The 23,338-nt window shown below is 62.8% G+C and carries 22 protein-coding genes; 6 read left to right on the top strand and 16 right to left on the bottom strand.

The window, feature by feature from the left end:
* On the bottom strand, positions 1–325 hold a 325-nt coding region (locus F6X42_RS05450), incomplete at its 3' end, for a citrate/2-methylcitrate synthase (RefSeq protein WP_281393946.1).
* Positions 326–563: 238 nt separating this feature from the next.
* Here F6X42_RS05450 and prpR point away from each other — a divergent pair.
* Positions 564–2,522, top strand: a complete 1,959-nt coding sequence (prpR, locus tag F6X42_RS05455; RefSeq protein ID WP_187633225.1) for a propionate catabolism operon regulatory protein PrpR — start codon at positions 564–566, stop codon at positions 2,520–2,522.
* Positions 2,523–2,841: 319 nt separating this feature from the next.
* On the opposite strand, the gene F6X42_RS05460 is transcribed toward prpR, so the two are convergent.
* The 4 genes from F6X42_RS05460 to F6X42_RS05475 are packed head-to-tail and all read right to left on the bottom strand — an operon-like array spanning position 2,842 to position 5,044.
* Positions 2,842–3,573 (bottom strand): immunity 52 family protein, encoded by a 732-nt coding sequence (locus F6X42_RS05460; protein WP_187633226.1) that lies wholly within the window; start codon positions 3,571–3,573, stop codon positions 2,842–2,844.
* A 7-nt stretch (positions 3,574–3,580) separates the two neighbouring features.
* On the bottom strand, positions 3,581–4,204 hold the full coding sequence (locus F6X42_RS05465; protein WP_187633227.1) for a restriction endonuclease fold toxin 5 domain-containing protein: 624 nt from the start codon (positions 4,202–4,204) through the stop codon (positions 3,581–3,583).
* Positions 4,204–4,548: a hypothetical protein gene (locus F6X42_RS05470; RefSeq protein ID WP_187633228.1), complete on the bottom strand. Its 345-nt coding sequence runs from the start codon at positions 4,546–4,548 to the stop codon at positions 4,204–4,206. The genes F6X42_RS05465 and F6X42_RS05470 overlap by 1 nt, the downstream gene beginning before the upstream one ends.
* Complete coding sequence (locus tag F6X42_RS05475) at positions 4,535–5,044, bottom strand: DUF4123 domain-containing protein (protein ID WP_187633229.1); 510 nt, start codon at positions 5,042–5,044, stop codon at positions 4,535–4,537. Before F6X42_RS05475 ends, F6X42_RS05470 begins: the two co-directional genes overlap by 14 nt.
* A gap of 479 nt (positions 5,045–5,523) precedes the next feature.
* Here F6X42_RS05475 and F6X42_RS05480 point away from each other — a divergent pair, with 479 nt between their 5' ends.
* Positions 5,524–6,882: an MFS transporter gene (locus F6X42_RS05480; RefSeq protein WP_187633230.1), complete on the top strand. Its 1,359-nt coding sequence runs from the start codon at positions 5,524–5,526 to the stop codon at positions 6,880–6,882.
* A gap of 242 nt (positions 6,883–7,124) precedes the next feature.
* A complete protein-coding gene (locus F6X42_RS05485) occupies positions 7,125–7,457 on the top strand; it encodes a hypothetical protein (RefSeq protein WP_187633231.1) in 333 nt (110 codons plus the stop codon).
* Positions 7,458–7,469: 12 nt separating this feature from the next.
* On the opposite strand, the gene F6X42_RS05490 is transcribed toward F6X42_RS05485, so the two are convergent.
* The 6 genes from F6X42_RS05490 to F6X42_RS05515 all read right to left on the bottom strand — a co-directional run bounded on the left by F6X42_RS05490 (position 7,470) and on the right by F6X42_RS05515 (position 15,217).
* Positions 7,470–8,660, bottom strand: coding sequence for a glycoside hydrolase family 53 protein (locus F6X42_RS05490; protein ID WP_187633232.1), 1,191 nt, complete (start codon positions 8,658–8,660; stop codon positions 7,470–7,472).
* A 158-nt stretch (positions 8,661–8,818) separates the two neighbouring features.
* A complete protein-coding gene (locus F6X42_RS05495; protein ID WP_187633233.1) occupies positions 8,819–10,783 on the bottom strand; it encodes a beta-galactosidase in 1,965 nt (654 codons plus the stop codon).
* Positions 10,784–10,843: 60 nt separating this feature from the next.
* Positions 10,844–11,695: a carbohydrate ABC transporter permease gene (locus F6X42_RS05500; protein WP_187633234.1), complete on the bottom strand. Its 852-nt coding sequence runs from the start codon at positions 11,693–11,695 to the stop codon at positions 10,844–10,846.
* Positions 11,696–11,722: 27 nt separating this feature from the next.
* On the bottom strand, positions 11,723–12,628 hold the full coding sequence (locus F6X42_RS05505; protein WP_187633235.1) for a carbohydrate ABC transporter permease: 906 nt from the start codon (positions 12,626–12,628) through the stop codon (positions 11,723–11,725).
* A 78-nt stretch (positions 12,629–12,706) separates the two neighbouring features.
* The gene (locus F6X42_RS05510) at positions 12,707–13,960 is read right to left on the bottom strand and encodes an ABC transporter substrate-binding protein (RefSeq protein WP_187633236.1); all 1,254 of its coding nucleotides are present in this window, start codon (positions 13,958–13,960) and stop codon (positions 12,707–12,709) included.
* Positions 13,961–14,077: 117 nt separating this feature from the next.
* Positions 14,078–15,217 carry an ABC transporter ATP-binding protein gene (locus tag F6X42_RS05515; RefSeq protein ID WP_187633237.1) on the bottom strand — a complete coding sequence of 380 codons (1,140 nt, stop codon included), beginning with the start codon at positions 15,215–15,217 and terminating at the stop codon, positions 14,078–14,080.
* A gap of 204 nt (positions 15,218–15,421) precedes the next feature.
* Between F6X42_RS05515 and F6X42_RS05520 the strand changes: the two genes are divergently transcribed.
* Positions 15,422–16,438 carry a LacI family DNA-binding transcriptional regulator gene (locus F6X42_RS05520; protein WP_187633238.1) on the top strand — a complete coding sequence of 339 codons (1,017 nt, stop codon included), beginning with the start codon at positions 15,422–15,424 and terminating at the stop codon, positions 16,436–16,438.
* 26 nt (positions 16,439–16,464) lie between these two features.
* Positions 16,465–16,608, top strand: coding sequence for a hypothetical protein (locus tag F6X42_RS05525; RefSeq protein WP_187633239.1), 144 nt, complete (start codon positions 16,465–16,467; stop codon positions 16,606–16,608).
* Here the strand turns inward: F6X42_RS05525 and F6X42_RS05530 are convergent.
* Positions 16,583–17,911 carry an MFS transporter gene (locus F6X42_RS05530; RefSeq protein WP_187633240.1) on the bottom strand — a complete coding sequence of 443 codons (1,329 nt, stop codon included), beginning with the start codon at positions 17,909–17,911 and terminating at the stop codon, positions 16,583–16,585. The genes F6X42_RS05525 and F6X42_RS05530 overlap by 26 nt on opposite strands.
* A gap of 295 nt (positions 17,912–18,206) precedes the next feature.
* Here F6X42_RS05530 and F6X42_RS05535 point away from each other — a divergent pair, with 295 nt between their 5' ends.
* Positions 18,207–18,575 (top strand): hypothetical protein, encoded by a 369-nt coding sequence (locus F6X42_RS05535; protein ID WP_187633241.1) that lies wholly within the window; start codon positions 18,207–18,209, stop codon positions 18,573–18,575.
* Positions 18,576–18,617: 42 nt separating this feature from the next.
* On the opposite strand, the gene F6X42_RS05540 is transcribed toward F6X42_RS05535, so the two are convergent.
* From F6X42_RS05540 to F6X42_RS05555, 4 genes are read right to left on the bottom strand one after another with little or no spacing between them, the layout of a single operon-like run.
* Positions 18,618–18,956, bottom strand: coding sequence for a hypothetical protein (locus F6X42_RS05540; RefSeq protein ID WP_187633242.1), 339 nt, complete (start codon positions 18,954–18,956; stop codon positions 18,618–18,620).
* 36 nt (positions 18,957–18,992) lie between these two features.
* The gene (locus tag F6X42_RS05545) at positions 18,993–20,078 is read right to left on the bottom strand and encodes a sugar-transfer associated ATP-grasp domain-containing protein (protein ID WP_187633243.1); all 1,086 of its coding nucleotides are present in this window, start codon (positions 20,076–20,078) and stop codon (positions 18,993–18,995) included.
* 2 nt (positions 20,079–20,080) lie between these two features.
* Positions 20,081–21,463 (bottom strand): undecaprenyl-phosphate glucose phosphotransferase, encoded by a 1,383-nt coding sequence (locus tag F6X42_RS05550; RefSeq protein WP_187633491.1) that lies wholly within the window; start codon positions 21,461–21,463, stop codon positions 20,081–20,083.
* A gap of 44 nt (positions 21,464–21,507) precedes the next feature.
* Entirely contained in the window at positions 21,508–23,028 is a 1,521-nt protein-coding gene (locus F6X42_RS05555) for a mannose-1-phosphate guanylyltransferase/mannose-6-phosphate isomerase (protein ID WP_187633244.1), read from the bottom strand.
* Positions 23,029–23,338: the final 310 nt, after the last annotated feature.

Raw genomic sequence — 23,338 nt, forward strand, 5'->3', positions numbered from 1 at the left:
CGTCCATCGGATGCGCGGCGGCCGGAATCCATTCGAGCGCGGCCTTCACGTTGGCGGGCAGGCCGCGCATCGACTTCAGCTTCGTCTTGTACGCGCTCAGCTCGGCCGGCGTCGGCAGCTTGCCGTGGACCAGCAGATAGGCGACTTCTTCGAATTCGCATGCGCCGGCGATATCGAGAATGTCGTAGCCGCGATAGTGCAGATCGTTGCCGGTCTTGCCGACCGTGCACAGCGCGGTGTTGCCCGCGGTCACGCCGGACAGCGCGACGGATTTTTTCGGCTTGAATGCACCTGCGTTCGGCGTGCTGTTGTCTGCTTCGCTCATCGATTGTCTCCAGAAAGGGTGGGAAATTGGGTCACAGCTTCGATTGGGCCACCTTGTATGCAAGGAACGGGCCAGCCTGCGGACCGCCGGCTAAGTGCCTGATTTGACGCTAGTCTCGTCAAACAATCACGTGAACGCGCCGCTCGCTCGATTTCATTAATGAAATTGCGAATTTCAAATCGGCAATGAATGCTCGCATAATGGAGATCCCAACCTACCCCGCCGCGAGCCGCCCACCTTGAGCACGCCTCTTTACGAACCGCCGCAGCGTCCGCGCGTTTGGGCGCTGAGCATCAGCCGCCTGCGCGATCTGTACCTCGACATCGCCGGCGAATATGTGGAACACGCGGATGTTCGCATCGTGTCGCACGCCTTCGAAGACGCGGTGCGCGAAATCGAAGGCGCGGGCGCCGCGCGGCCTGACGTGGTGCTCGCGGGCGGCTCGAACGGCGCATATCTGAAAACGCGCGTGTCGGTGCCGGTCGTGCGGATCAGCCCGACCGGCTACGACGTGATGCATGCGCTCGCCCGCGCGCGTCGCGAAGGCGCGCGCGTCGCGCTCGTCACGCACGGCGACACGCCCGACGAAGTGCGCCGCTTCACCGCCGCGTACGCGCTCGACGTCACGCTCGCGTCGTATCAGTCGGCGCAGGACGCCGAGAGCGTCGTGCTCGATCTCAGCGATCGCGGCATCGACGTGGTGGTGGGCCCGGGCCTCGTCACCGACCTCGCCGCGAACGCGGGCATGGGCGCGGTATTTCTGTACTCGCACGCGTCGGTGCGGGCTGGCTTCGACACCGCGCTGGAAGTCGCGCAGGCGACGCGCCGCGAAACCGTGCGACGTCAGCGGCTCGACACGCTGCTGCAGCATCTGCGCGACGGCGTGGTCGCGCTCGATGCGCAAGGCCGCGTCGAACTGATGAACCAGCGGCTCGCGGGCGTGCTCGGTATCGATGCCGCAAAGGCCGTCGGCCGCGCGCTGCTCGAACTCGCACCCGATCTCGCGGGCAGTCTGCCCGACGCGAACGGCGACAGCTTCTGCACGGTGCGCGGCGCGAGCTACGTCGTGCATCGCGGGCCGCTCGCGAGCAGCGGCGCGGCGCCGGGCACCGTGCTGACGTTCCAGGAATCGCGCGCGGTCGAGCGGCTCGATCGCACGCTGCGCGCGCGTCAACGCGTGCAGCAATTCACCGCGCGCTATCGGCTCGACGATATCGTCGGTGCGTCGGAATCGATAGAACGGGTGCGCGCGCTGGTCACGCGTTATGCGAGGTCGGACGCGACCGTGCTGATTCTCGGCGAGAGCGGCACTGGCAAGGAGATGGTCGCGCAGAGCATGCATCAACTGAGCGCGCGGCGCGACTTTGCGTTCGTCGCGATCAATTGCGGCGCGTTTCCGGAGGCGTTGCTCGAAAGCGAACTGTTCGGCTACGAGGAAGGTGCGTTCACCGGCGCGCGCAAGGGCGGCAAGGCGGGGCTGATCGAAGTCGCGCATCGCGGCACGCTGTTTCTCGACGAGATCGGCGAGATGCCATTGCCGTTGCAAAGCCGCCTGTTGCGCGTGTTGCAGGAGCGCGAGGTCGTGCGGCTCGGCTCGACGGAGCCGATGCGCGTCGATATTCGCGTCGTCGCGGCGACGCATCGCGCGCTGACTGACCGCATCGCGGCCGGCAGTTTCCGCGCCGATCTGTACTACCGGCTCAACATTCTCAGCATCGCGTTGCCGCCGCTGCGTGAACGACCGAACGACCTGCTGCCGCTCGCCGCCGAACTGTTGCGCCAGGCGGCCGTGCGCGAGCCGAGGCTGGCGGCGCGCGTGCCCGACGCGGATACCGCCGCGCGCATGCTCGAAGGTTTGGGCGCGGCGTTGCGGCGCTATGCGTGGCCGGGCAACGTGCGCGAGTTGCAGAACGTGATCGAGCGGATCGTGGTTGAACTCGCGGATAGCGATGCGGATAGGGAGGCGAGCGCGGCGCTCGTTACGCGCGACATGCTGCGCGCGCTCGCGCCGGAAATCGTCGAACCCATTGCGCGCGCGAAGCCGGCGGCGCTGACGCTGCGCGAGCGGAGCCGTCATATCGAGGCCGGTGAAATCCGCGCGGTGCTCGCGGCTCACGAAGGTGATCGCGATGCGGCTTGCGCCGCGTTGGGGATCAGCAAGACGACGTTGTGGCGCAAGTTGAATGCGGGGCGGTAGGTTGGGCGTGGTTTGAAATGCTACGCGGGAACGCTGTGCCGCGACGCTTTCGAATTCCCGGTCGAAAGCAGGAACCAGAGACCTAATGGCTTTATGTTCACCGGGATCGAGTTCATTGGCGATGCGGGCTATGGTCAGTCGTGGTGGTGCCGGTTGCCTGCGTGATCGCCTTGGCATAGCCCCTTCGAAGCGGGGCCCTGTTCATGTGCTTACGCCCTTGAGCCCGAATCGCTGGAATCAAGGCCTAACGGCGAAAGGCCCGCTCGCCGGGCCTTTTCGCAGGAAAAAGCCCCGCTGAAGCGGGGGTAAAAAGCCGAACTCAGAGATCAACGAAACGCGGCAACAGGTCCTGATCGGCGAGGCGGATTTCGATATCGTTTGCCGCCTTGACGTGCTCCCGGTTATTCACATCAAAGACTTCATCCGTCACACTGACGATGATCGTGCCTTGCTGCTTGCCATCGCGCATGACAGGGATTAAGTCGCGCGCTTCGGGCACCTGGGCCACTGAGAGAGCATGCGGCAAGTAGAGCATCCAGCTTACGCCCGGGCGGTCTTCGAAGACCTGCATTTCGAAATACTTGCGGGGGCCGAACGTCACGTAGAACGGATCGTAGATCTCAACGACCTTCGCAATGACTTCGGCAACGGATCGACATCCGCCGAGCCGAGATGATGCCGGGTTTTTTTCATCCACAGCTAGTTCAAAAGATTGGGGCAAAAGCCTACCGCCATCGATTGAAATCGAGAATGCCGCCCCACCTTCATCTGTCTGGATGCCATTCCAAATTCCGATGGTCTTTGGCGCACCTTCACCTTTGCTCTTATAGCGGTCAGCAACTTCATTAATTGCTTCTTTTGTCGGCCGATCGTCTTGATAAACACGATACTTTAGCGCCTCCCTAAGATCGCCTCCTTTGAGATACCAGCTTTCAAGCAACCGGTCCTTCCGCGCCAGCAATTCAATAACCGGCGTGAGACGTTCGATATGAAAGAAAAAATCTCGGCCGGGAATGTTGTCAGGGTCTTGATGTTGCGAAAACAGGTTCATAGCCGACTCACGGTTGATAGATAGAGGAAACTCCGTTAGCTGCGAGCGTTCGCAGCATATAAGCGCGGGTCTTCGGCGTCTGAAAGTACCACATTAGTTTCGCAGGAAGATTGGCGCGCACAATCGCCCCCTGCGTCTTTATCTGATCCTGCATCGAATCGAAACCCGTGAAGAAGCGCAATACTTCCCCGTCCTCCCGTATGAACTGATCATAGTTTCCCTTCGCTTCCTGCAAAAGGCATTGCGAGTGCTGAAATCCATCAAAGTCTGTGGCAAACCATTCCCACTCCATATTCCAGCCCTTGCTGGTTTCGCGGCCTTTTCCGTCAGTCGTTATCCCGTATTCGTATCCGGTGATACGGGCCTGATAGCGACGCGGCTCAGGGTTCATGCTGTGGTTCCTTTCTACCTTTTTACCGCCTTTCTCGGGCGGGCACTTGCACGGCCTTTCGCGTTCGCGCGTCCGGTCACGCGGGAGCTCGCCCCATCCGCCGTCTGAATCCGCGCCAGTGCCGCTGCTACCCGCAGGACCAGCAGACGGTGCGGCGCTGGAAACCGGAACAGGCATAGGCATTGCCTGCGCCATTGCGTTTGCTGCGTTTCCGAGCGTCGCCGGGAATGGAATACCCATCAGCGTTTCTCCTTCATTTCCTGTTGTCTTTTACCCGTTGCCTGCATCAACATTTCGAATCGCTGGTCACCCGGAACGCCTGATTTGTGCAGCCATGCTGCGACCGCCGGAATCCTGTAAAACCCGGGCGTAGTTGCTTCCACATACAGGAAATCGACTATCGGCACGTCATGCGTAAAGCGGAGTACCTTGGTTCGCGCGAAGGCCGCATTAAGCCGGTCGCGCAAGGTCGGATCATTGCCCAGCGCGGGATAATCGCGCACGATATGACCACGGATAAAATCCACATAGTTGCGGTCTTCGTAGGCTTTCAGGAGCGCCCATTGCCCTTCAGTAAATTCCATTGTCGTTGATGGTGAATCGTTGTCCTTCGTTGAGGTATTGCCACGCTTCGGCAGCCCTGAAAAGCTCGTGCTCGCGCTTGCCGTGGCATACCGCATTGAGCGCATGCAACACCCTGGGGTCCCTGAAGCGCAGCAGGGCGGATCGTCCTTTCGGGATTCCGGTATCCAGGTGCGGGCGCAGCTTTGCGGCCTGCCTCTCCAGGCTTTCTGAGGTAATCAGCCAGATCACGCCAGGGCGGGCCTGTTCGAGTTCGCCCAGGTCCGCAAGATGGTCGCGCGCCGTCTTCGGATCAACCAGCCACGGCCCCGCGTGTGCGAGTGCCATGTCGTTCGTTGAATACGACTTCAGCGTATCGAACGGAAACCATTCGCCGGTTTCGGCGTTCAGCGCCATTGAGGACGGCATTGGCGGGAAGTTTGAGTAGATGGAATAGGTGATACGGCAAAGCAGGCATTCTTCCTTGCCTGCGGTTTCATCCTGTTTCTGTTGTCCCATTTGACCTCTTCTGATTTTCCAGAAAACGTCCGACGAATTAACCATCTAAAACGCGACACGGTCAACGACTTTAATTCGAGATAAAACCGTTTTGACAGATATTCACAATTGCTCTGCCTATCTCATTTTCAGTGCATCGGATCATGAGCCCCAGCAGGTTGTTCAGCTTCGCCACAGCCGACACCTGCGGCGCATCCGCCGGCTCCCGCCCGCCATCGCGTGGCTCGGGTATTCCCCCGTTGACCCGAACGATTTCATTCCTTACAGTGTCGCGCGTTCGCATAAAGAATCGTCGTTCCCTATACGAACAAAACTTCGTCGTCCGGCGCGGTTTCGTCAAGCCGATCCGTGCGGGTATGATTCATTGCCGAAGCACGGCCAGTTGACCCCGCGCAGGCATCGTGCGCCGCTGCCAGAGGCGTACAGTCTTAAAGAAGAATAGCTCGTCGTGTCGGGCCTTTCGCTGTCAGGAGACCATCATGAACCGCAGCCCCGCTGTGAACGTTCAAACCTTCATCAACGAGCATCCGTTTTCGCCGTTCCAGTGGCTGATTTTTTTCATGTGCTTCGTCATCGTCCTGCTGGACGGTTTTGACACTGCTGCAATCGGCTTCATCGCGCCTTCGCTGATCACCGAATGGGGCATCGGCAAGCCCGCGCTCGCGCCGGTGCTGAGCGCCGCGCTGTTCGGCCTCGCGTGCGGCGCGCTCGGCTCGGGTCCACTGTCCGACCGCCTCGGACGTCGCTCGATGCTGGTCGGCTCGGTGCTGCTGTTCGGCACCGCCTGCCTCGCGTCGGCGTTCTCGACCGGCATCGAGCAACTGACCGTGCTGCGCTTCGTCACCGGCGTCGGCCTCGGCGCCGCGATGCCGAACGCGGTCACGATGATGGGCGAGTACAGCCCGGACAACCGTCGCGCCACCGTGATCAACCTGATGTTCTGCGGCTTTCCGCTCGGCGCCGCGTTCGGCGGTTTCCTCGCCGCGTGGATCATTCCGCATCTGGGCTGGCGCAGCGTGCTGATCCTCGGCGGCGTCACGCCGTTGCTGCTGTTGCTGCTGGTGCTCGCCAGGATGCCGGAGTCGGTCCGCTACATGGTCGCGAATAACAAGCCGGCCGAACGGATTCGCGCGGCCCTCGCGCGCATTTCCGGCGACGCTGTGCAGGCCAGCGCGTTCACGATGACCGAAACCGCGCCGCAAACCGGCGGCAAGGGACTCGGCGTCGTGCTGTCGCGCTCGTACATCGTCGGTTCGGTGATGCTCTGGCTCGCGTACTTCATGGGCCTCGTGATCTTCTATGCGTCGATCAACTGGATGCCGATTCTGCTGAAGGACGCCGGTCTCACGCCGCAACGCGCGACGCTGATCTCCGCGCTGTTCCCGCTCGGCGGCGTCGGCGCAGTACTGGCCGGCGTGCTGATGGACCGCTTCAACGCGAACCGCGTCATCGCGGTGTGCTATGCGCTGACCGCCATCAGCGTGTACTTCATCGGGCAGGCCGCCGGCAACGTGGGCGCGCTCGTGCTGATCGTGTTCATCGCCGGCGTGCTAATGAACACGGCGCAGTCGTCGATGCCGGCGCTCGCCGCCGCGTTCTACCCGACCGCGGGCCGCGGCACGGGCGTCGCGTGGATGCTTGGCGTCGGTCGCTTCGGCGGCATTGCGGGTTCGTTCCTCGTAGCCGAGCTGGCGCGCCGCCACTTCTCGTTCGGCGGCATCTTCGCGACGATCGCGGTGGCGGGTCTGGTGTCGTGCGTCGCACTGCTGATCAAGCAGGCGGCACGGCCGCAGGCGGCGGGAGTGGGCGCGTCGAAGACGGAGTCGTTCGGGCATTGAGCGTACGATGACGCATGCGCGCCAACGGACCGACAACGGTTCGATCGAGTGGTGATCGGAAGCCGCCCTGCGATTCGCAGGGCGGCTTTTTGTTTTGGTGGCTGCGGCATTGTGATCCACGGCAGCAAAATGCACCGCGCGCCGCTTCCCGATACACTACGCAGCTATTCACAGGCGCGCAGCCCGGCACCGCGGCCACCGCCGCTTCCGCGCCGCCGCCGTCTCATCTCAGGATTCCGGTAATGAAACGCGTAGTCGTACCCGCGCTCGTCGCGCTGTGCGTCGCGCTGCCGGCCGCTCAGGCCGTCGCGCAGAGCGTCAGCGATCAATGTTTCGCGCTCGGTGACATCGCCGGCCAGGTCGCGTCGTGGCGCGCCCACAAGAAGACCAAAGCTCAGGCGCTCGAGCAGGCCGCCCGCTATTACAAGGACCCGTCCGATCGCGCGGCCGTCGACGCGATCATCGAAAAGATCTACAGCCCCGACGCGCCGCACATGACGCCCGATCAGGCGAGCATGGCGATCACGTCGGAGTGCGTGAACCGGCACAAGGGGCAGGCTGCGCCGGCACAGTAACGCCGACGTGCGCTAGCGCCGGCGGAACGCATCCAGCGACGACAACGCATTGCCGTGGAAATCGAACAGCGTGTTGTTGTCCCACTGATCGCCGGCGCCGACTTTCCAGCCGACGTTCGGCGTCGGAATCCACTCGGGCTCCCACCAGAACACGCCCTTGCCGTGGCCGTCGGGGATCGCATTCACGATGTCGGTCACCGCGCCGAGAAACTGCGCCTGGCCGGCGGGCGTCTGCGGGTACGGCGAAGTGCCGACGTTGGTCATCGAGTCCGGTTCCGAATCGCCGTCGCTGGTCGTCCACGGATACGCGGTCTCGACGACGATCACATCCTTGTCGTAGCGTGTCGCAAGGTCGTTCACGTTGCCCTGCAGGTCGCTGAACGAGCCTTGCCATTGCGGGTAGTACGACAGGCCGATCACGTCGAACGTGACGCCACGCTGCGTCATGCTGTCGAACCACCAGCGGCTCGTCGCGTTGTTGCCGCCGCTGTCGATATGCAGCATCACCTTGATGCGCCCGTCGACGGATTTGACCGCGTCGTGCCCTGCCTTCAACAGCGCCGCGAGGTTATCGAGCTGATCGTACTTGCCGAGCGGCCACAGCATGCCGCCGGTGATCTCGTTGCCGATCTGCACCCACTCGGGATGCACGCCGTCGCGCTCAAGCATCTGCAACACATTCGATGTATACGCCGACAGCAGCGCGCAGGTCTCGGTGATGTCCTTGCCGGCCCAGTCGTGCGGCGGGTACTGCTTGCCCGGATCGGCCCACCAGTCGCTGTAGTGGAAGTCGATCAGAATGCGCAGGCCGAGCGCGGCGGCGCGGCGCGCGAGCATGCGCACGTGCCCGGCATCGTTCCAGCCGGCCGCGGGACTCTGATTGGCCGGAAAGAAGTCAGGATTGCCGGGGTCATTCCACACCTTGATACGGATCGAATCGACGCAGTGACGCTTCAGAATCTGCAGGCAGTCGTGCGCCTCGCCATGCTCGTAGTACTTCGCGCCGTTCGCTTCGAGTTCGAGCAACGTCGAGACATCCGCGCCCATCGCGAAGCGGCTCGCGCGCGCGGCGGCGTCCTGCGCCGTGGCGTTGCCGGGCGCCCCACCTTGCTCGGCCGCAACTGCGGGCGCGCCGAGCGTCGCACCGACCCCCGCCGCTGCAGCGGCGCCCGCCAGCCATCCCAGCATTTCTCTTCGGTTCATCCGTCATCCTCCATCGATTAAATGGCGGCTCTTTGCGGGCCGCCTGGTCCTGGTTTGATGCGTCCGTGTTGCAACCTACGAGCTTTGAACTGCGAGTTTTCAGGCTGCTGCTACCGCTTCCTCCCTGGTTGAGTTCCTGATGTGAAAACCATGCCGCGTCACGCGTCTTTCCACACGCAAACGTCGCCGGTATTCAGGCGCGGCTCGCCGAGCACGAACGTCGCATTGCGCGGCGCAGGCGCCTGCACCGGTTGCGCGCCGAAATTGAATGCGAAGGTCAGGCCGCCGCGGCGGCGAAGCCGCAGCCCGTCGGCCAGCACCAGCGTAGCTAGCCCGGCATCGTGCCCCGCCTGCCGCAACACCGCGCGATGCAGTTCATGCGACAGCCAGCCGGCCACATAGCGCACATTGCCGTGCGTCAGCAACGCGGGCCACGCATCGTTGAAGCGAGCGGCGACGCGTGCCTCGCCATTGGCGCGCACATGCTCGCGCCAGTGCAGCGCGTGGCCCTCTGTGCCATCGATCGACAGCGCGGGCGCAAGCGTCGGCCGCAGCGTTTCGACTTCGAGCACCTGGATCGGCAGCACGCGCTGCAACGCACCGGGCGGCAGATTGCCGGGAATCGCGAACGCGTCGGTTTTCGAGCCGCTGCGCGGGCCGAACACCCATTGCGCGTTCGAACGCGCGATCTGCTCGACGAGCGCGGCGTCGATCACCGCAAGACTCGGCACGACGACTAGCTGGTAGCCCGACAGATCGGCGCGGCTCGACACGATATCGACATCGAGTCCGAGTTCGCGCAGCGACTCGTAGTAGTCGAACGCGAGCGTCTGATAGTCGAAGCCCTTGCCGTGGCGCTGGATTTCGAACATCCACTGCGTGTCGTAGTCGAATACCAGCGCGGTAGCCGCGTGCGCGGGCGCGGCGAGCGTCGACAGGACCGTACTGCCCGCGATTTCACGCGCGACCCGTTGTACCTCCAGACCACCCGGCGACAGTTCGTTGTTGGGCAGATTGAGCCCGGAATGCATCTGCTCCTGCGCGTACGGGCACTGGCGCCACCGGAAGTACGACACCAGCTCCGCGCCATGCGCGAACGCCTCGTATGCCCACAGCCGCACCATGCCCGGCGCGGGCACCGGATTCCACGCCGCCCAGTTCACCGGACCGGCCTGCTGCTCCATCACCCAGAAACGACCGCCGCCAACGCCCCGATAGCGGTCGTGATCGAACGCCGATACGTCGGGATGCCCGGTGCGCGCGAAGCGCGCCTTCTGCTCCTGCGGCAACGCGATCGATTCGGTGCGCGCGATCGGATAGCTGTCCCATGCGGCGACGTCGATCGCGTTGTCGGCGGCGAAACGATAGTGATCGAAGGTCGTGAAAAAGCCCATGAAGTTGTGCAACAGATCCGCGTTCGGCGCATGCTCGCGCAGCACGTCGATCTGCTCGCGATGGAAGCTCGCCACCTCGTCGGACATGAAGCGGCGGAACTCGAGCAGATGGATCGGATTCGCGTCGGTGGGTGTCAGCGTCGGCAGGCCGATCGCGTCGAACGACGGGTACTCCATGCTCCAGAACACATTGCCCCACGCGTCGTTCAACGCGCCGATCGCTCCGTAGCGCCGCGCAAGCCACGCGTGAAAGCGCTGCAACGCCGCGGCCGAATAGCTCGGCACCGTGTCGTGGCAGCCGAGTTCGTTATCGGTCTGCCATGCGACGATCGACGGATGCCGTCCATAGCGCTTTGCCATCGCGGTGACGATGCGCACGCATTCGCGCCGGTACGTGTCGCTCGAAATGTCGTAGTGACGCCGGGAGCCGAAATTCCAGCGCGTGCCGTCCGGGCGCACCGGCAACGCGTCCGGATGCGCGTCGACGAGCCACTTCGGCGGCGACGCGGTCGGCGTGCCGAGCACGAGTTTGAGGCCCGCTTTCGCGAGCGTTTCGATCGCTTCGTCGAGCCATTGCCAGTCGTATTCGCCGGCGCGCGGCTCCATGCGGCTCCACGCGAATTCGGCGATCCGCACATGCGTGATGCCGAGTTCGACCATACGTTGCGCGTCGTCGGCCCACATCGCGCGCGGCCATTGTTCCGGGTAGTAGCAGACACCAAGTTGCATGTGAAAGTCTCGTGGTGAGTTGACGTCGAGCCGTCGTTTCAATCGTGTATCAAGCGCCGTTTATCCCTTGCTCGCCCCGAAGGTCAGTCCGGCGACGAAGTGTCTCTGCATCCCAAAGAACATCAGCACCGAAGGCAATGCGGCCAACACCGAGCCCGCCGCGACCAGGTTCCACGCGGTCGTCCATTGTCCTTTCAGCGCGGCGACGCCCACTGTGATCGGCGCGGCGTCGTCGCCTTGCGTGAGGCACAGCGCCCAGAAGTAGTCGTTCCACACGAACGTGAACACGAGGATCGCGAGCGCGGCGAGCGCCGGGCGGATCAGCGGCAGCACGATACGCAAGTAGATCGTCCACTCGCTCGCGCCTTCGACGCGCGCGGCCTCGATCATCTCGAACGGCAGCTGCTTGATGAAGTTGCGTAAAAACAAGGTGCAAAAGCCGGTCTGGAACGACACATGAAAGATCACCAGCGCCCACACGGTGTTGAACAGGCCGAACTTCAGCGCCATGTCGCGCACCGGAATCATCAGGATCTGGATCGGCACGAAATTGCCGGCGACGAACGCGAACAGCACGGCCGTGTTGCCCGGAAAGCGGTACGTCGCCAACGCGAAGCCCGCCATCGACGCCAGCACGATCGCGCCGACTACAGACGGCACCGTGATCAGCACGCTATTGGCGAAGTAATGCAGCATCGCCGTTTGCGTGAGCGCGGTGCCGTAGTTTTCCAGTAGCGCGAAATGTTTCGGCCACGTCCAGTAGTCGCCCTGCGACAACTCGTCGGTCGAGCGGATCGACGTCAGCAGCACGGCGAGCATCGGCAGCAGCCAGATAAACAGCGCAAGCGGCAGCGAGGCCTTGTAAAGCGTGCGATTCAGCGGTTTCCAGCGTTCGACGGGAAGCGGATACATGACCTTGTACTCCTGAGGTTCAGGGAATCAGCGTTCCTCGCGCAGCATGCGGCGCAGATGGAACACGATATAGACGAGCATGATCGCGAACAGCACGACCGCAATCGCGGCGGAATAGCCTTCGCGGTAGTATTTGATCGCCTGGTCGTACATGAAGTAGGCGAGCACGGTAGAGCTGTCGAACGGACCGCCGCCGCTCATCACGGCGATCAGATCGAAGCTGCGCAATGCGCCGATCACGGTCAGCACTACCGCCATGAAGGTGGCGGGCCGCAATTGCGGCAGTATCACGTGCCACAGCAGACGCAGCCCTTGCGCGCCTTCCATGCGCGCGGCCTCGACCACTTCGGGATTGATACCGGTAAGCCCGGTCAGATACAGCACCATGCAGAACGGCGTCTGCGGCCACAGCGCGGCGAAGATGATGCCGAACGTGACCGTGTGAGGATCGCCGAGCACCGGAATGCCACGACCGACGATCAACCGCAGCAGCCCGAACGTCGGGTCGTAGAACCAGCTGAACACGAGACCCACCACGACGCCCGACAGCACGAACGGTGCGAAAAACAGCGACTTCACGACACGCATGCCGCGCACGTGCTGGTTCAGATACAGCGCGAACAGCAGACCCAGAGGCGGCGCGAGCAGAAACAGCGCAAGCCAGATCAGGTTGTTCTTTAGCGCCGTATAAAACGTGTCGGACTGAAACAGCTCGACGTAATTGGCGAGACCCGCGAAGGTCTTCGGCGTCATGCCGTCCCAGTTGTAGAAGCTCAGCGAAATGCTGCTGATGATCGGATAGATCACGCACAGCGTGAACAATGCGCAGCCCGGCAGCAGAAAGAAAAATGCGGCGCGATGCTGATGACGGCGCGTCGTCGAGACGCGACGGTGCCGCGCCGCGGGCAGGCGGCGCGCTGCGGTATGAGACATGGAACGGCCTCGTCGGAAATCGAAGGCGGAATCTGGGCGCTGAAGCCGGCCGCGAACACGCGGCCGGCGCGGCGGGACTTACTTCTGGTAGATGCGCTTGCGCGTCGCTTCGAGATGAGCGAGCACGCCGTCGAGTTGCGACGGATCGCTGTAGAACTGCTGCATGCCCTTCATGCCTTCGTCGGCCATTTCCTTTTGCATATCGCGATCGTAGAACTGCGCGATGCCGCCCTTCGTGTTCGCGAGCGTCTGGAAGCCGACCTTCGAAATCGCATCTTCAGGCGGCGCCGCCTGGCTGTTCGACGGCAAGGTTCCCCAGCCCTTCGCAAGTTCGGCGTTGATCTTCGGCGTCTCCATGAACGCGAGCAGCTTGCGCGCGTCCGCCTTGTTCTTTGCCTTTGCCGGAACCAGCAGTACGTTGACGGGACCATCCTCGGCCATCGGTACATTTGCGTCGATCACCGGGAAGCGGAAAAAGCCGATCTGATCTTTAATCGACGGCGGGAAGCTCGCCGAAAAGAAGGTGCCCATCAGCATCATCGCGGCTTTGCCGTTGTTGAGGATCGGGCCGATCGAATCGACGTCGTACGACAGCGCGTTCTCGATGAAGTCGTGATTGTCGAGCAGGGTCTTCCACGTCGTGTAGACCTTCTTCACGCGCGGATCGGTGTATGGAATTTCGCCGGCCATCAGCTTCTGGTGGAATTCGTTGCCGTTGATGCGCAGATCGAGATAGTCGAACCAGGCGGCAAGCGTCCAGCTATCGCGCGCGGCCACCGCGATCGGCGCGACGCCGATTGCCTTCAGCTGCCTGTTGGCTTCGAGCAGTTCGTCCCATGTTTTCGGCTCGCTCTTGATGCCGGCCTTCTCGAACAGATCCTTGCGATAGAAGAAGCCGTACGCGTCATAGCCGAGCGGCGCCGCATACTGCTTGCCCTTGTACGTCGACGCGTCCTTGACCGACGCATATTGCTGCGACCAGCCGTTCTTCGCCCAGTCGGAGCTCAGATCTTCGAGCAGACCACGTTGCGCGTAATAGGCCATCCGTTCGCCATCGTGCCACGACACGACGTCGGGCGGATCGGTGGCGAGCCAGCCGCCCATCTGCACCTTGTACGCTTCCTCGGTCACGTAGGTGATTTTCAGGTCGATGTCGGGATTGGCTTTCTTGAACTGGTCGAATGCGTCCTGCCAGGTCGAGCGCTGATTACCACGCGCCGATACGTTGACGTTCAGCGTGGCCGCGTCGACTGCGGCGCCGCCGAGCGCGCCGGCCACCACGGCGGCGGCGATCGACACCTGTGCAAAACGGCGAAGGCGAAGAGCGATCATCTATGTCTCCTTGTCTACCTTGTTGACCGGCTACGCAACGTGGCCGGCGATGTAACCCGCTCTATGGCGGAATTCAGTCTGGCGAACCATCGATGCAGGTCCGCCGTCGTCGATCGATCAGGCGGCCGCGCGTTCCGGTTCGAACGTGCTACGCCGCAGCGCGAGTCCCTGTTCGTCGAACAGATGACAAGCAGCGGGCGGAACCCGCACGCGGATGCGCTCGCCCGCGCCGAGCGGCGTATCGCCGGGCGCCTTCGCGATCAGCGTGCCGCTCGCATGGTCCGCGTGAATATAGCTGTGCTCGCCGAGCCGTTCCGACAGAACGATCGAGCACGGAATAAACTGCTCGTCGCCGTCGAGCCGCAGATGCTCGGGACGCACGCCAAGCGTGACGCGCTGGCCGCGTTGCAGCCGTTCGCCATCGACGTGCGCGACCAGCTTTCCCACGCCCGCCGCAAACGACACCGTCACGCGCCCCGGCTCGATCGATTCGACAGCCGCATCGATGAAGTTCATGCGCGGCGAGCCGATAAAGCCCGCGACGAAGCGCGACTTCGGGTGGTGATACAGTTCGAGCGGCGCACCGCTCTGCGCGATGCTGCCGAAGCACTCGGCATCCGCGCCCGCATGCAGCAGCACGATGCGATCGGCGAGCGTCATCGCTTCGACCTGGTCGTGCGTCACGTAGACGACGCTCGCGCTCGCGAAGCGCTGATGCAGACGCGCGATCTCGACGCGTGTCTGGCCGCGCAGCGCCGCATCGAGATTCGATAGCGGCTCGTCGAACAGAAACACGCCCGGCTCGCGAACGATCGCACGGCCGATCGCGACGCGCTGCCGCTGCCCGCCCGACAGCGCTTTCGGATGCCGCTCGAGCAGGCCCTCCAGTTGCAGAATCCGCGCGGCTTCGCGCACCTTGCGCTCGATCACGTCCTTCGGCTGTTTGGCGAGCTTCAATCCGAACGCCATGTTGTCGAATACGGTCATGTGCGGAAACAGCGCGTAGCTCTGGAACACCATCGCGACGCCGCGTTCCGCAGCCGGCACGTCGTTGACGAGTCGCCCGCCGATATGCAGTTCGCCTTCGCTGAGGTCTTCGAGACCGGCGATCATCCGTAGCAAGGTCGACTTGCCGCAGCCCGAGGGGCCCAGAAACACGCAGAACTCGTGCTGCGCAATTTCCAGATTCACGCGCCGGATCACCGGCGGATGGTCGCCGTAGGCTTTTTGCACATCGCTCAAATGAATCGTCGCCATGCTGTCTCCGCGTTGATTTAACCGCTTAAATTTTCGTCGAAATAAAACGCCGGGGCCTTGTGCCGACGGCATTTAATCGCTTAAATTCGAGTGCGACGGAAAAAGTCATGGCGGGTGTCTCCGTTGGGTTTTCGAGAAAGTTAGCAATGTCGCAGACCGTTTGCAACATTTGAAGTGTCCTCCCTAAATCTGGGATAAGCCAACATGGTCACGCTGTCCGAAGTCGCGAAACGCGCGCAGGTTACCGCCGCCACCGTCTCCAACGTGCTTCGCAATCGCGAGAAAGTCCGCCCTGAAACGGCTGAGCGCGTATTGCAGGCCATCGCCGAGCTCGGCTATCGGCCGAACCTGAATGCGCGCGCGCTTGCCGAAGGGCGTTCGTCGACGCTCGCGCTCATGCTGTCGAACATCTCGAACCCGTTTTACCCGGAGTTCGTGCTCGCCGCCGAGCGCGCGGCGCGCAAGACCGGCCATTTCCTGATGGTCTGCAATACCGACGACGATGCCGAGATCGGCCGCGCGTATCTGAACCAGATTGCCGGCACGCTCGCCGACGGCGTGCTCGTGATGAACACGGACATCACGATCAACGACCTGTGCGCTTCGGCGACGCATAGCGCGCCGATTCTGCTCGCCATGTGGGAGCACCCCGAGTCGCCGCCCGCGCTACCGTGCATCGCGGTCGACTTCGCGCGCGCGGGCGAGCTTGCCGCGCGGCATCTACTCGGACTCGGCCATCGCGAGGTTGGCTTGCTGATCGGAGACGGCTGCGGCGGTTTGCAGGACGCGCGCTCGAACGGGTTTCGCGCCGCGATGCGCGCGTCCGGCATCGAAGCCGACGCGGCCGCGGTGCTGCAGATTCGCGATTCGATCGACGCCGGCTTCGCCGCCTGCATGGAGCTGATGGCGAACCGTCCGCAACTGAGCGCGATCTTCGCGACCAACGACCTGCTCGCGATCGGCGCGATACAGGCGTTGATCACGCTCGGCCGCTCGGTGCCCGACGACGTGTCGGTGATCGGCATCACCGACATTCAACTCGCGCATCAGGTGCATCCCGCGCTGACGACGGTAGCGATTCAAACCGCGGCTGTCGCGCAGTTGTCGATCGAGAGTCTGATCCGTTTGATCCAGACGCCGGAGCGGCAGCCGACGATGGTGCTCGGGCCGCCGCCCGAGCTCGTGGTGCGCGCATCGACGGGGCCGCGCAAGAAACGATAAAGCGTTAGCTCACGCGCTGCGCCGCCATGCGCGTGACGATGTCGAACGCTTTCTGCGTCGCGCTGTTCGGCATCGAGCCAGCGCGCCTGCACGGTGGGCTGATTCCGCGCAGGAACCCGCGGGTCACCCCAGCGATGCAGCGGGTCATCGATTCGATTCGCGCGGCGTGAGGTTGTCGGCGAAGCGCAATTCGCCGCTCGCATTCGTGTCCGTATGAGCGCCGGCCGCGTCGAGCGGAATGTCCGGCCGCATGAAGAACGTCGCGACGATGCCGAGCGCGAGCAGGCCGAGCGAGCCCGCGAACGGCAGCGTCCAGCTGCCCGTGCGGTCCACGATCAGACCGAACACGATCGGCGTGAAAATCCCCGCGATGGCTGAACCCGCATTCACGAGCCCGCTCGCGACCCCGACGTGCCGCGGCGTAATGTCCATCGGCACGGCCCAGATCGGCCCGATCGTCATTTCGAGGAAGAAGAACGACAGGCTCATGCACGCGGTCATGACCGGCAGCGACTTCACGACCATCACCGGCGCGAGGAACACCAACGCGCCCAGAAACGCGCAGATGATCACGTTGCGGCGCGCCGCGACGACGTTGCGCGTGCGCTTGAGCACGCGGTCGCTCAGCACACCGCCCGCGGTATTGCCGACCACGCCGGACAGAAACACGCCCGCGGAGAACATCGCCGAGCTTTTCAGATCGAGGCCGCGGCCGTGCATGAAGAACGTGGGCAGCCATGTGAAGAACAGCCAGCCGGTCCAGCCGTAGCAGAAGTAGACGAGCATCGTCGGTGCGATGCGCTTCAGCAGACGCCGCCACGGCGTCGGCTCACGCGTCGCTTCGACCGCGGATTGACGGACCGGCGGCAATGTCGATTCCTGCTCCGCGGTCATATGGCGATGCTTGCGCGGGTCGTCGGTGAAATACCATGCGTAGACCACGACCCACACGAAGGTCAGCGCGCCGACCGCGAGAAACGACACACGCCACGACGAATACGCGACCAGCAGCGCGATCAGCGGAGGCGTGATCGCATTGCCGAGCCGCGAGAACGAATGCGTGAGGCCTTGCACGAAGCCGCGCCGGTTCGAAGGGAACCAGTTGGTCAGTGCCCGCGCCTGCGCGGGCAGCGCCGCGCCTTCGCCGATGCCGAGCAGCAGCCGCGCGCCGAACAGCGACGCGAGCCCGCCCGCGAGACCGGTCGCGACCGTCGCGACGATCCAGATGCTCGCGCAGGTCACGAGCGTGAGTTTCGCGCCGAAGCGGTCGCTGACCCAGCCGCCAATCACCTGGCACAGCGCGTATGTGTACGCGAACGCGGCGAACACGAGGCCGACGTTGGTATTGCTCAGATGCAGATCGTCGCGGATCAGCCCGGCCGCCGCCGACAGGTTGACGCGATCGAGATACAAGATGAACGACATCGCGCACATGAGCGCGAGAACCGCCCGGCTGACCTTGGGTCGCAGCATCGTCTCCTCCGGATTGTCGCGTGAACCCGCGCCGATGCTCCGACGCTGGCGTCCGCTATGGCCTGTTTTGTGCGGACATTATCAGGAGCCGGGTGATAGTTGACTAATGAATTGTTTGGATACACCGATCACCGGGGGTTATCGGTTTCATCCTTCGCCCATAGCCAACCGTTGACTGTCAGGTGTAGCTTGGTGGCCCCGTTGTGGGTTTTCGGGAGTCGTACAAAGGCCATCAGCACCGACGCAGTACGGCGCAAATTAATCAACATCATTCGCTCACGCCATCTCGACCAATATGACATTCGGTGAAACCGGTAAAACCATGAGGGTACGATTCCTGACCTTCGGCCTGCTGCTCGCCAGCGCGCATGCGATGGCATCGGGGCGGGCGATCCTAACAGCGGATCAGGCAGCGGACCGGGCAGCCGAAGTCACTCAGACCTATCACCAATCCTCCAACCGCACCCAATGCCTGCTGTTCGACGTATCGGACCAGAAAAGCCATTTCATGGTCGGCGTTCACGAGAGACATACGCCCGAATGTGGCGGCGATCCGAATACGGCGCCTGTACTCTTCTTTATGAAGTTACGCAAGCGAGATGGCTATATCGTTACCAATCGACGTGACGGAGAACATTTCGCGCCACTCCCCCGCAAACCGTGATCCAGCACCCGCCACCATTTTCCGTGGCGAGCTCGTGGCGCTTCATGCATCGTCCTTGCCCGTGCGCGCGACGCTCAGCAGTTCTCTGACGCGTCGCGCGAGATTGGCCAGCCCACCGCCGCCAGACCGCGCGACGGCCTGTTGTTTGTGCGGCATACGTTGCAGATCGTGCCAGTCGTCATCGAGCGCTCTTGCGTGGGCGTCGGCGCTATACGGCCATTCGACCACCACCGCGCGCAGGCGGGCGGCACGCGAGCTTCTGTCGGCACGATCGATATACGCATTGATCTCCGATGCCTCGCTCCGCGCCGTTTCCTCCGAATCGACGGCAATGAAGTCGTTCAGTCCTTCAATGTGGACGCACCATAACTGTTCGCTCACGTCGTGTCTCCCGCTGCGTTTTTTTGGCCTGCCCGATCAGCCTGGTGGCAGCCGTGCAGACTCGGGTTCGGCTCTGAGCCGTTCCCAGTTCAGATCCGCGAAGCACGGACCTTGCGTAGCCTCACTGAATTTGACGTCGTTGTGCTTGCCGTTCCACTCCATCACCTTGACCTGGTCGTTCGCATCGACCGTGAGGTCCCAGCCGATGCAGCGCGCAAATGGAATCTGCCTGTGCAGGCGTAGTACGGTGGTCATGCATTTGTCGAAACACGGAATCTTCACGCCCGCAAAGCGCGCGCCCGAGTCTGGATGCGCATCCACCGCGCCCCAGTCGCTCATATACCCGTCGTCGCACAACTCGCCCGTTTCGAGTTTGACCGGCACGCATACCTCGCGATCGCTCAGCACATGCGTATCGTCCGCTCTGCCGAGCCGCAAGTAGCAGGCCCGAATCGAAATGCGGCCGGCGTCGTCCACCACGGTCGTGAAGCGCAATGTCGCCACGGGCTTCGAAGCAAACGTAGTGAACAGACGGTGCTGGTCGATGAACGTCTGAATCACGCCATTGCCGAGCGACCGGATGACCGCCGGGTCGAAGTTGGCGCGGTCGAAGAAATAGACGCCGTTGCCCTGACCGGAGCCGTCGAGCTTGAATACGACGCGCTCGGCATGCTCGAACACGACGTCTTTCAGATCGCGCTCGGGCACCACGACGCTTTTATCCGTAAAGAACAGCCCATTGGCAAAGTACGCGACGTCCGGCAATTCGTCGCCACCGAAGATCAGCCGTGAAATCGGCTTCAGGCTCGAAATCTTGCCGTACCAGCCTTGCAGATGCGGCACGACGACGATGCCGTAGTAGTTGTCGGGAATCCAGCCTTCCTTGAACGTGCCGCGAAACGCGGTATAAACGCGCAGCCAGGGTGCGTAGACCGCGTCGCCGAACACGTCTCGCGCGTAGGTGTCTGCAAGCCGCAGGTTGTTCGGATCGGGTTTGCCGTACCTGCTTTCGAGTCGCTGCAATATTTTTCTCGCCTGCAAACCGTGATCATGATGGAAGCGGTACAGCGAAACCCGCTTCGCGGTTCGTCTCACTACCTTCTCAACGCCAGATAGCATCATGCTCAGTATGCGTTTGGATGATGAAGTCCCTTGAAAATCGTGGCCAGAATGATCTTCACGTCGAGCCAGAACGACCAGTTGCGCAGGTAGTACAGATCGTGTGCGACGCGGCCCTCCATCTTTTCGAGGCGATCGGTCTCGCCGCGATAGCCGTTGATCTGCGCCCAGCCGGTGATGCCGGGTTTGATCCGATAACGGTGGATATAGCCCGACACGATGTTCTGGTACAGAACGTCGTGTTCGAGCGCATGCGGACGCGGCCCCACTACCGACATATCGCCGCGCAGCACGTTGAAGAACTGCGGCAGTTCGTCGAGACTCGTGCGGCGCAGGAACGCGCCGACGGTCGTGATGCGTGGATCGCCGCGCGTGGCCTGTTCGAGAATGCCCGGCTTCTGCTCGTGCAAGCGCATCGTACGGAACTTGTAGATCGTAAATACGCGGCCGTCCGCCCCTTTGCGGCGCTGCCTGAAAAACACCGGCCCGCGCGAACTCAGTTTGACGGCAATCGCGCAGCCCAGCAGAATCGGCGCAATCGCGATCAATGCGACGAGCGCGAACAGACGGTCGAACAGTTCTTTCTGCACCAGCGCATTCGGCGGCAGCGGCGACGCGGCGAGATTGATCGTCGGCAAGCCAAGCAACTCGGTCATGCTCCCTTCGAATAGCGCGAGCGTGCGCACGTCGGGCATGAAGCGCACATTGATCAGGTCGTTGCGAAACTCCGCGGCCAGTTTGAGAATCGCGCGCTCCTCGGTGAGCGGCAGTGCCAGCCACACTTCGCCGATCTGCTGTTCCCGCACGTAGCGCGCGAACTCGGCCTGCTGTTCGAAGACCGGTACCGACGAACGCGGCGGGATGCAGCAGCCGGGATGCAGGTTATACAACGCATTCGCGCGAAAGCCGGCGGCGGGCGACATCTCGATCTTGCGGATGATCTCATCGCAATGTTCGCCGCACGCCGCCACCGCGACGTGTTGCAGATTGATCCCGGCGTGGCGCATGCGGCCGAGCAGCGCATGCGTGGCCATCCGGCCGGCCATCATCGCCGCGCCCGAGATGCCGGTCCAGTACACGAACCAGAGCCGCGACACGAAGTCGATCTGGTGCAACGAGAACATCAACGCCATCGCGCAAGCCTGGACGACGAGCCAACCGAGCGCCACATGGCTCGCGAGCGCTCTTTTCGAGCGGCCGCGCCACGACTCGTAGACGCCGAGCGCCGGAAAGACCGCCAGAGCAAACGCCGCAGCGAAGGCGACGAACGCGAAGTAGAAGTTCCGTTGCGAGCCGCCGTCGAAGCGGATCTGCGAGGCCGCGCAGGCTCCCCCCACAATCATCGCGACGTCGAAAATTCTCGCCAGTAGACCGCTTAGCAAGCGCATCACAGCCCCCTCATAGCCGGTATCGGGTCGACTCCGCGGCATCATCAGTCACAGCGCCCGTACTTGTCGTCGAAACGGACGATGTCGTCTTCGCCGAGATAAGTACCCGACTGCACCTCGATGATCTGCAGCGGCACCCGGCCCGGATTTTCGAGCCGATGGCGAACACCCAACGGGATGTAGGTCGATTCGTTTTCGCCGAGAAGAAACTGCTCTTCTCCGCGCGTGACGAGTGCCGTTCCGCATACCACGACCCAATGCTCGGCGCGATGATGATGCATCTGCAACGACAGGCGGCCGCCTGGCATCACGACGATGCGCTTCACCTGAAAGCGATCGCCATGATCGATCGAGTCGTAAAAGCCCCATGGGCGGCGGACTTTTCTGTGCGCATTGGCTTCCGGAGATTTTTCGCGTCTGATCCGCGACACGAGTCCCTTGATGTCCTGTACATGCGAGCGATCCGCGACGAGCACCGCGTCGTCGGTTTCGATCACGATCATGTTGTTGGTGCCGACGCAGGCAAGAAGCCTGCCTCCTTGCGAGCGTGCATATGTCGCGGTGGCCCCTTCAAACAGCACACGGCCGCTCGCGGCGTTGCCGCAGTCGTCCTTGTCCATCGCTTGCCAGACGGCATCCCACGAGCCGAGATCGGACCAACCTGCTTCGAGCGGCACCACCACGCCGGAAAACGCCGACTCCGGTTTGCCAAGCTGCTCCATCACCGCATAGTCGATCGAGTCGGACGGAGAACGCAGAAACCCGTCAGCGTCCGGCATGATGCATTCTTCAGTCTTCTTCGCATCGCGGCACGCCTGAACGCAGGCCGCGTGCATGTCCGGCTGAAACTGTTCGATGATCGATAGCCACACCGACGCGCGTACGACGAAGATGCCGCTATTCCACCAGTAACTGCCCGATGCGACATATTGGGCCGCGAGTTCCGCCGCAGGCTTCTCGACGAAGCGCTCGATGCGGCGCGCACCATCGGGCAACGCATCGCCGAGGCGGATGTAACCAAAGCCCGCGTCGGGCCGTTCAGGCGGCACGCCTAGCGTGACGATCGCGCCGTCGCGCGCATGCGTCGCGGCGATGTCGAGCGCGTGATGAAGCGCTTCCAGATTCGCGATCGCATGATCGGCGGGCATCGCGACGAGGATCGCGTCTTCGTCTTCCGCGCATGCCGTCAGCGCGGCAAGCGTCAGGGCCGGCGCCGTGTCGCGACGGCCGGGCTCGACCACGATCCGCGCGTTCACGCCGATCTCGCGTGCCTGTTCGTAAGTGGCGAAATAATGCTCGGTGCCGCAGACGATCACGGGATCGGCCGCGATGTTCCATGCGCCATCGAAACCCGCCATGCGCCCCATCGTCGCTTGCAGCAAAGTCTGATTGCCGATCACGTCGATCAGCTGCTTTGGAAACTGTTCGCGCGACACCGGCCACAACCGGGTGCCGGAACCACCAGCGAGAATCACCTGCACGAGCGTCGGAAACTCCACCTCGGCAGAGTCCGGCCGTATCGTTTCGACATCCAGCGCGGCCGCTGCCGCCGTAACCTTGCCCATTGCCAACTCCTTCGCATTGAAACCGCCCAGGAACGCCTCTGCCTGGACGACACCGTATAACGCGGTGTGCCGCGATCCACGCAAATGCTGTCTCATGCGATTTATCGACAGGGCGTCCGCATCGAACGGACCAAGACCAGCAGTTCAGTTCGCAGTGACAACATGCATGCGCCGACAGCGAATCCGGTTCGACCGGGAGGTACGGAAACTGACTGGCGGGATCGCAGTAGTCTGCTCGACAACGACGATCGGAAAACGATTGAAATCGAAAGAACGAGTGCGGCAAGACGTGCATCGAATCCTGTCGACG

This window comes from Paraburkholderia podalyriae, from assembly GCF_014397785.1.
Taxonomy (GTDB): domain Bacteria; phylum Pseudomonadota; class Gammaproteobacteria; order Burkholderiales; family Burkholderiaceae; genus Paraburkholderia; species Paraburkholderia podalyriae.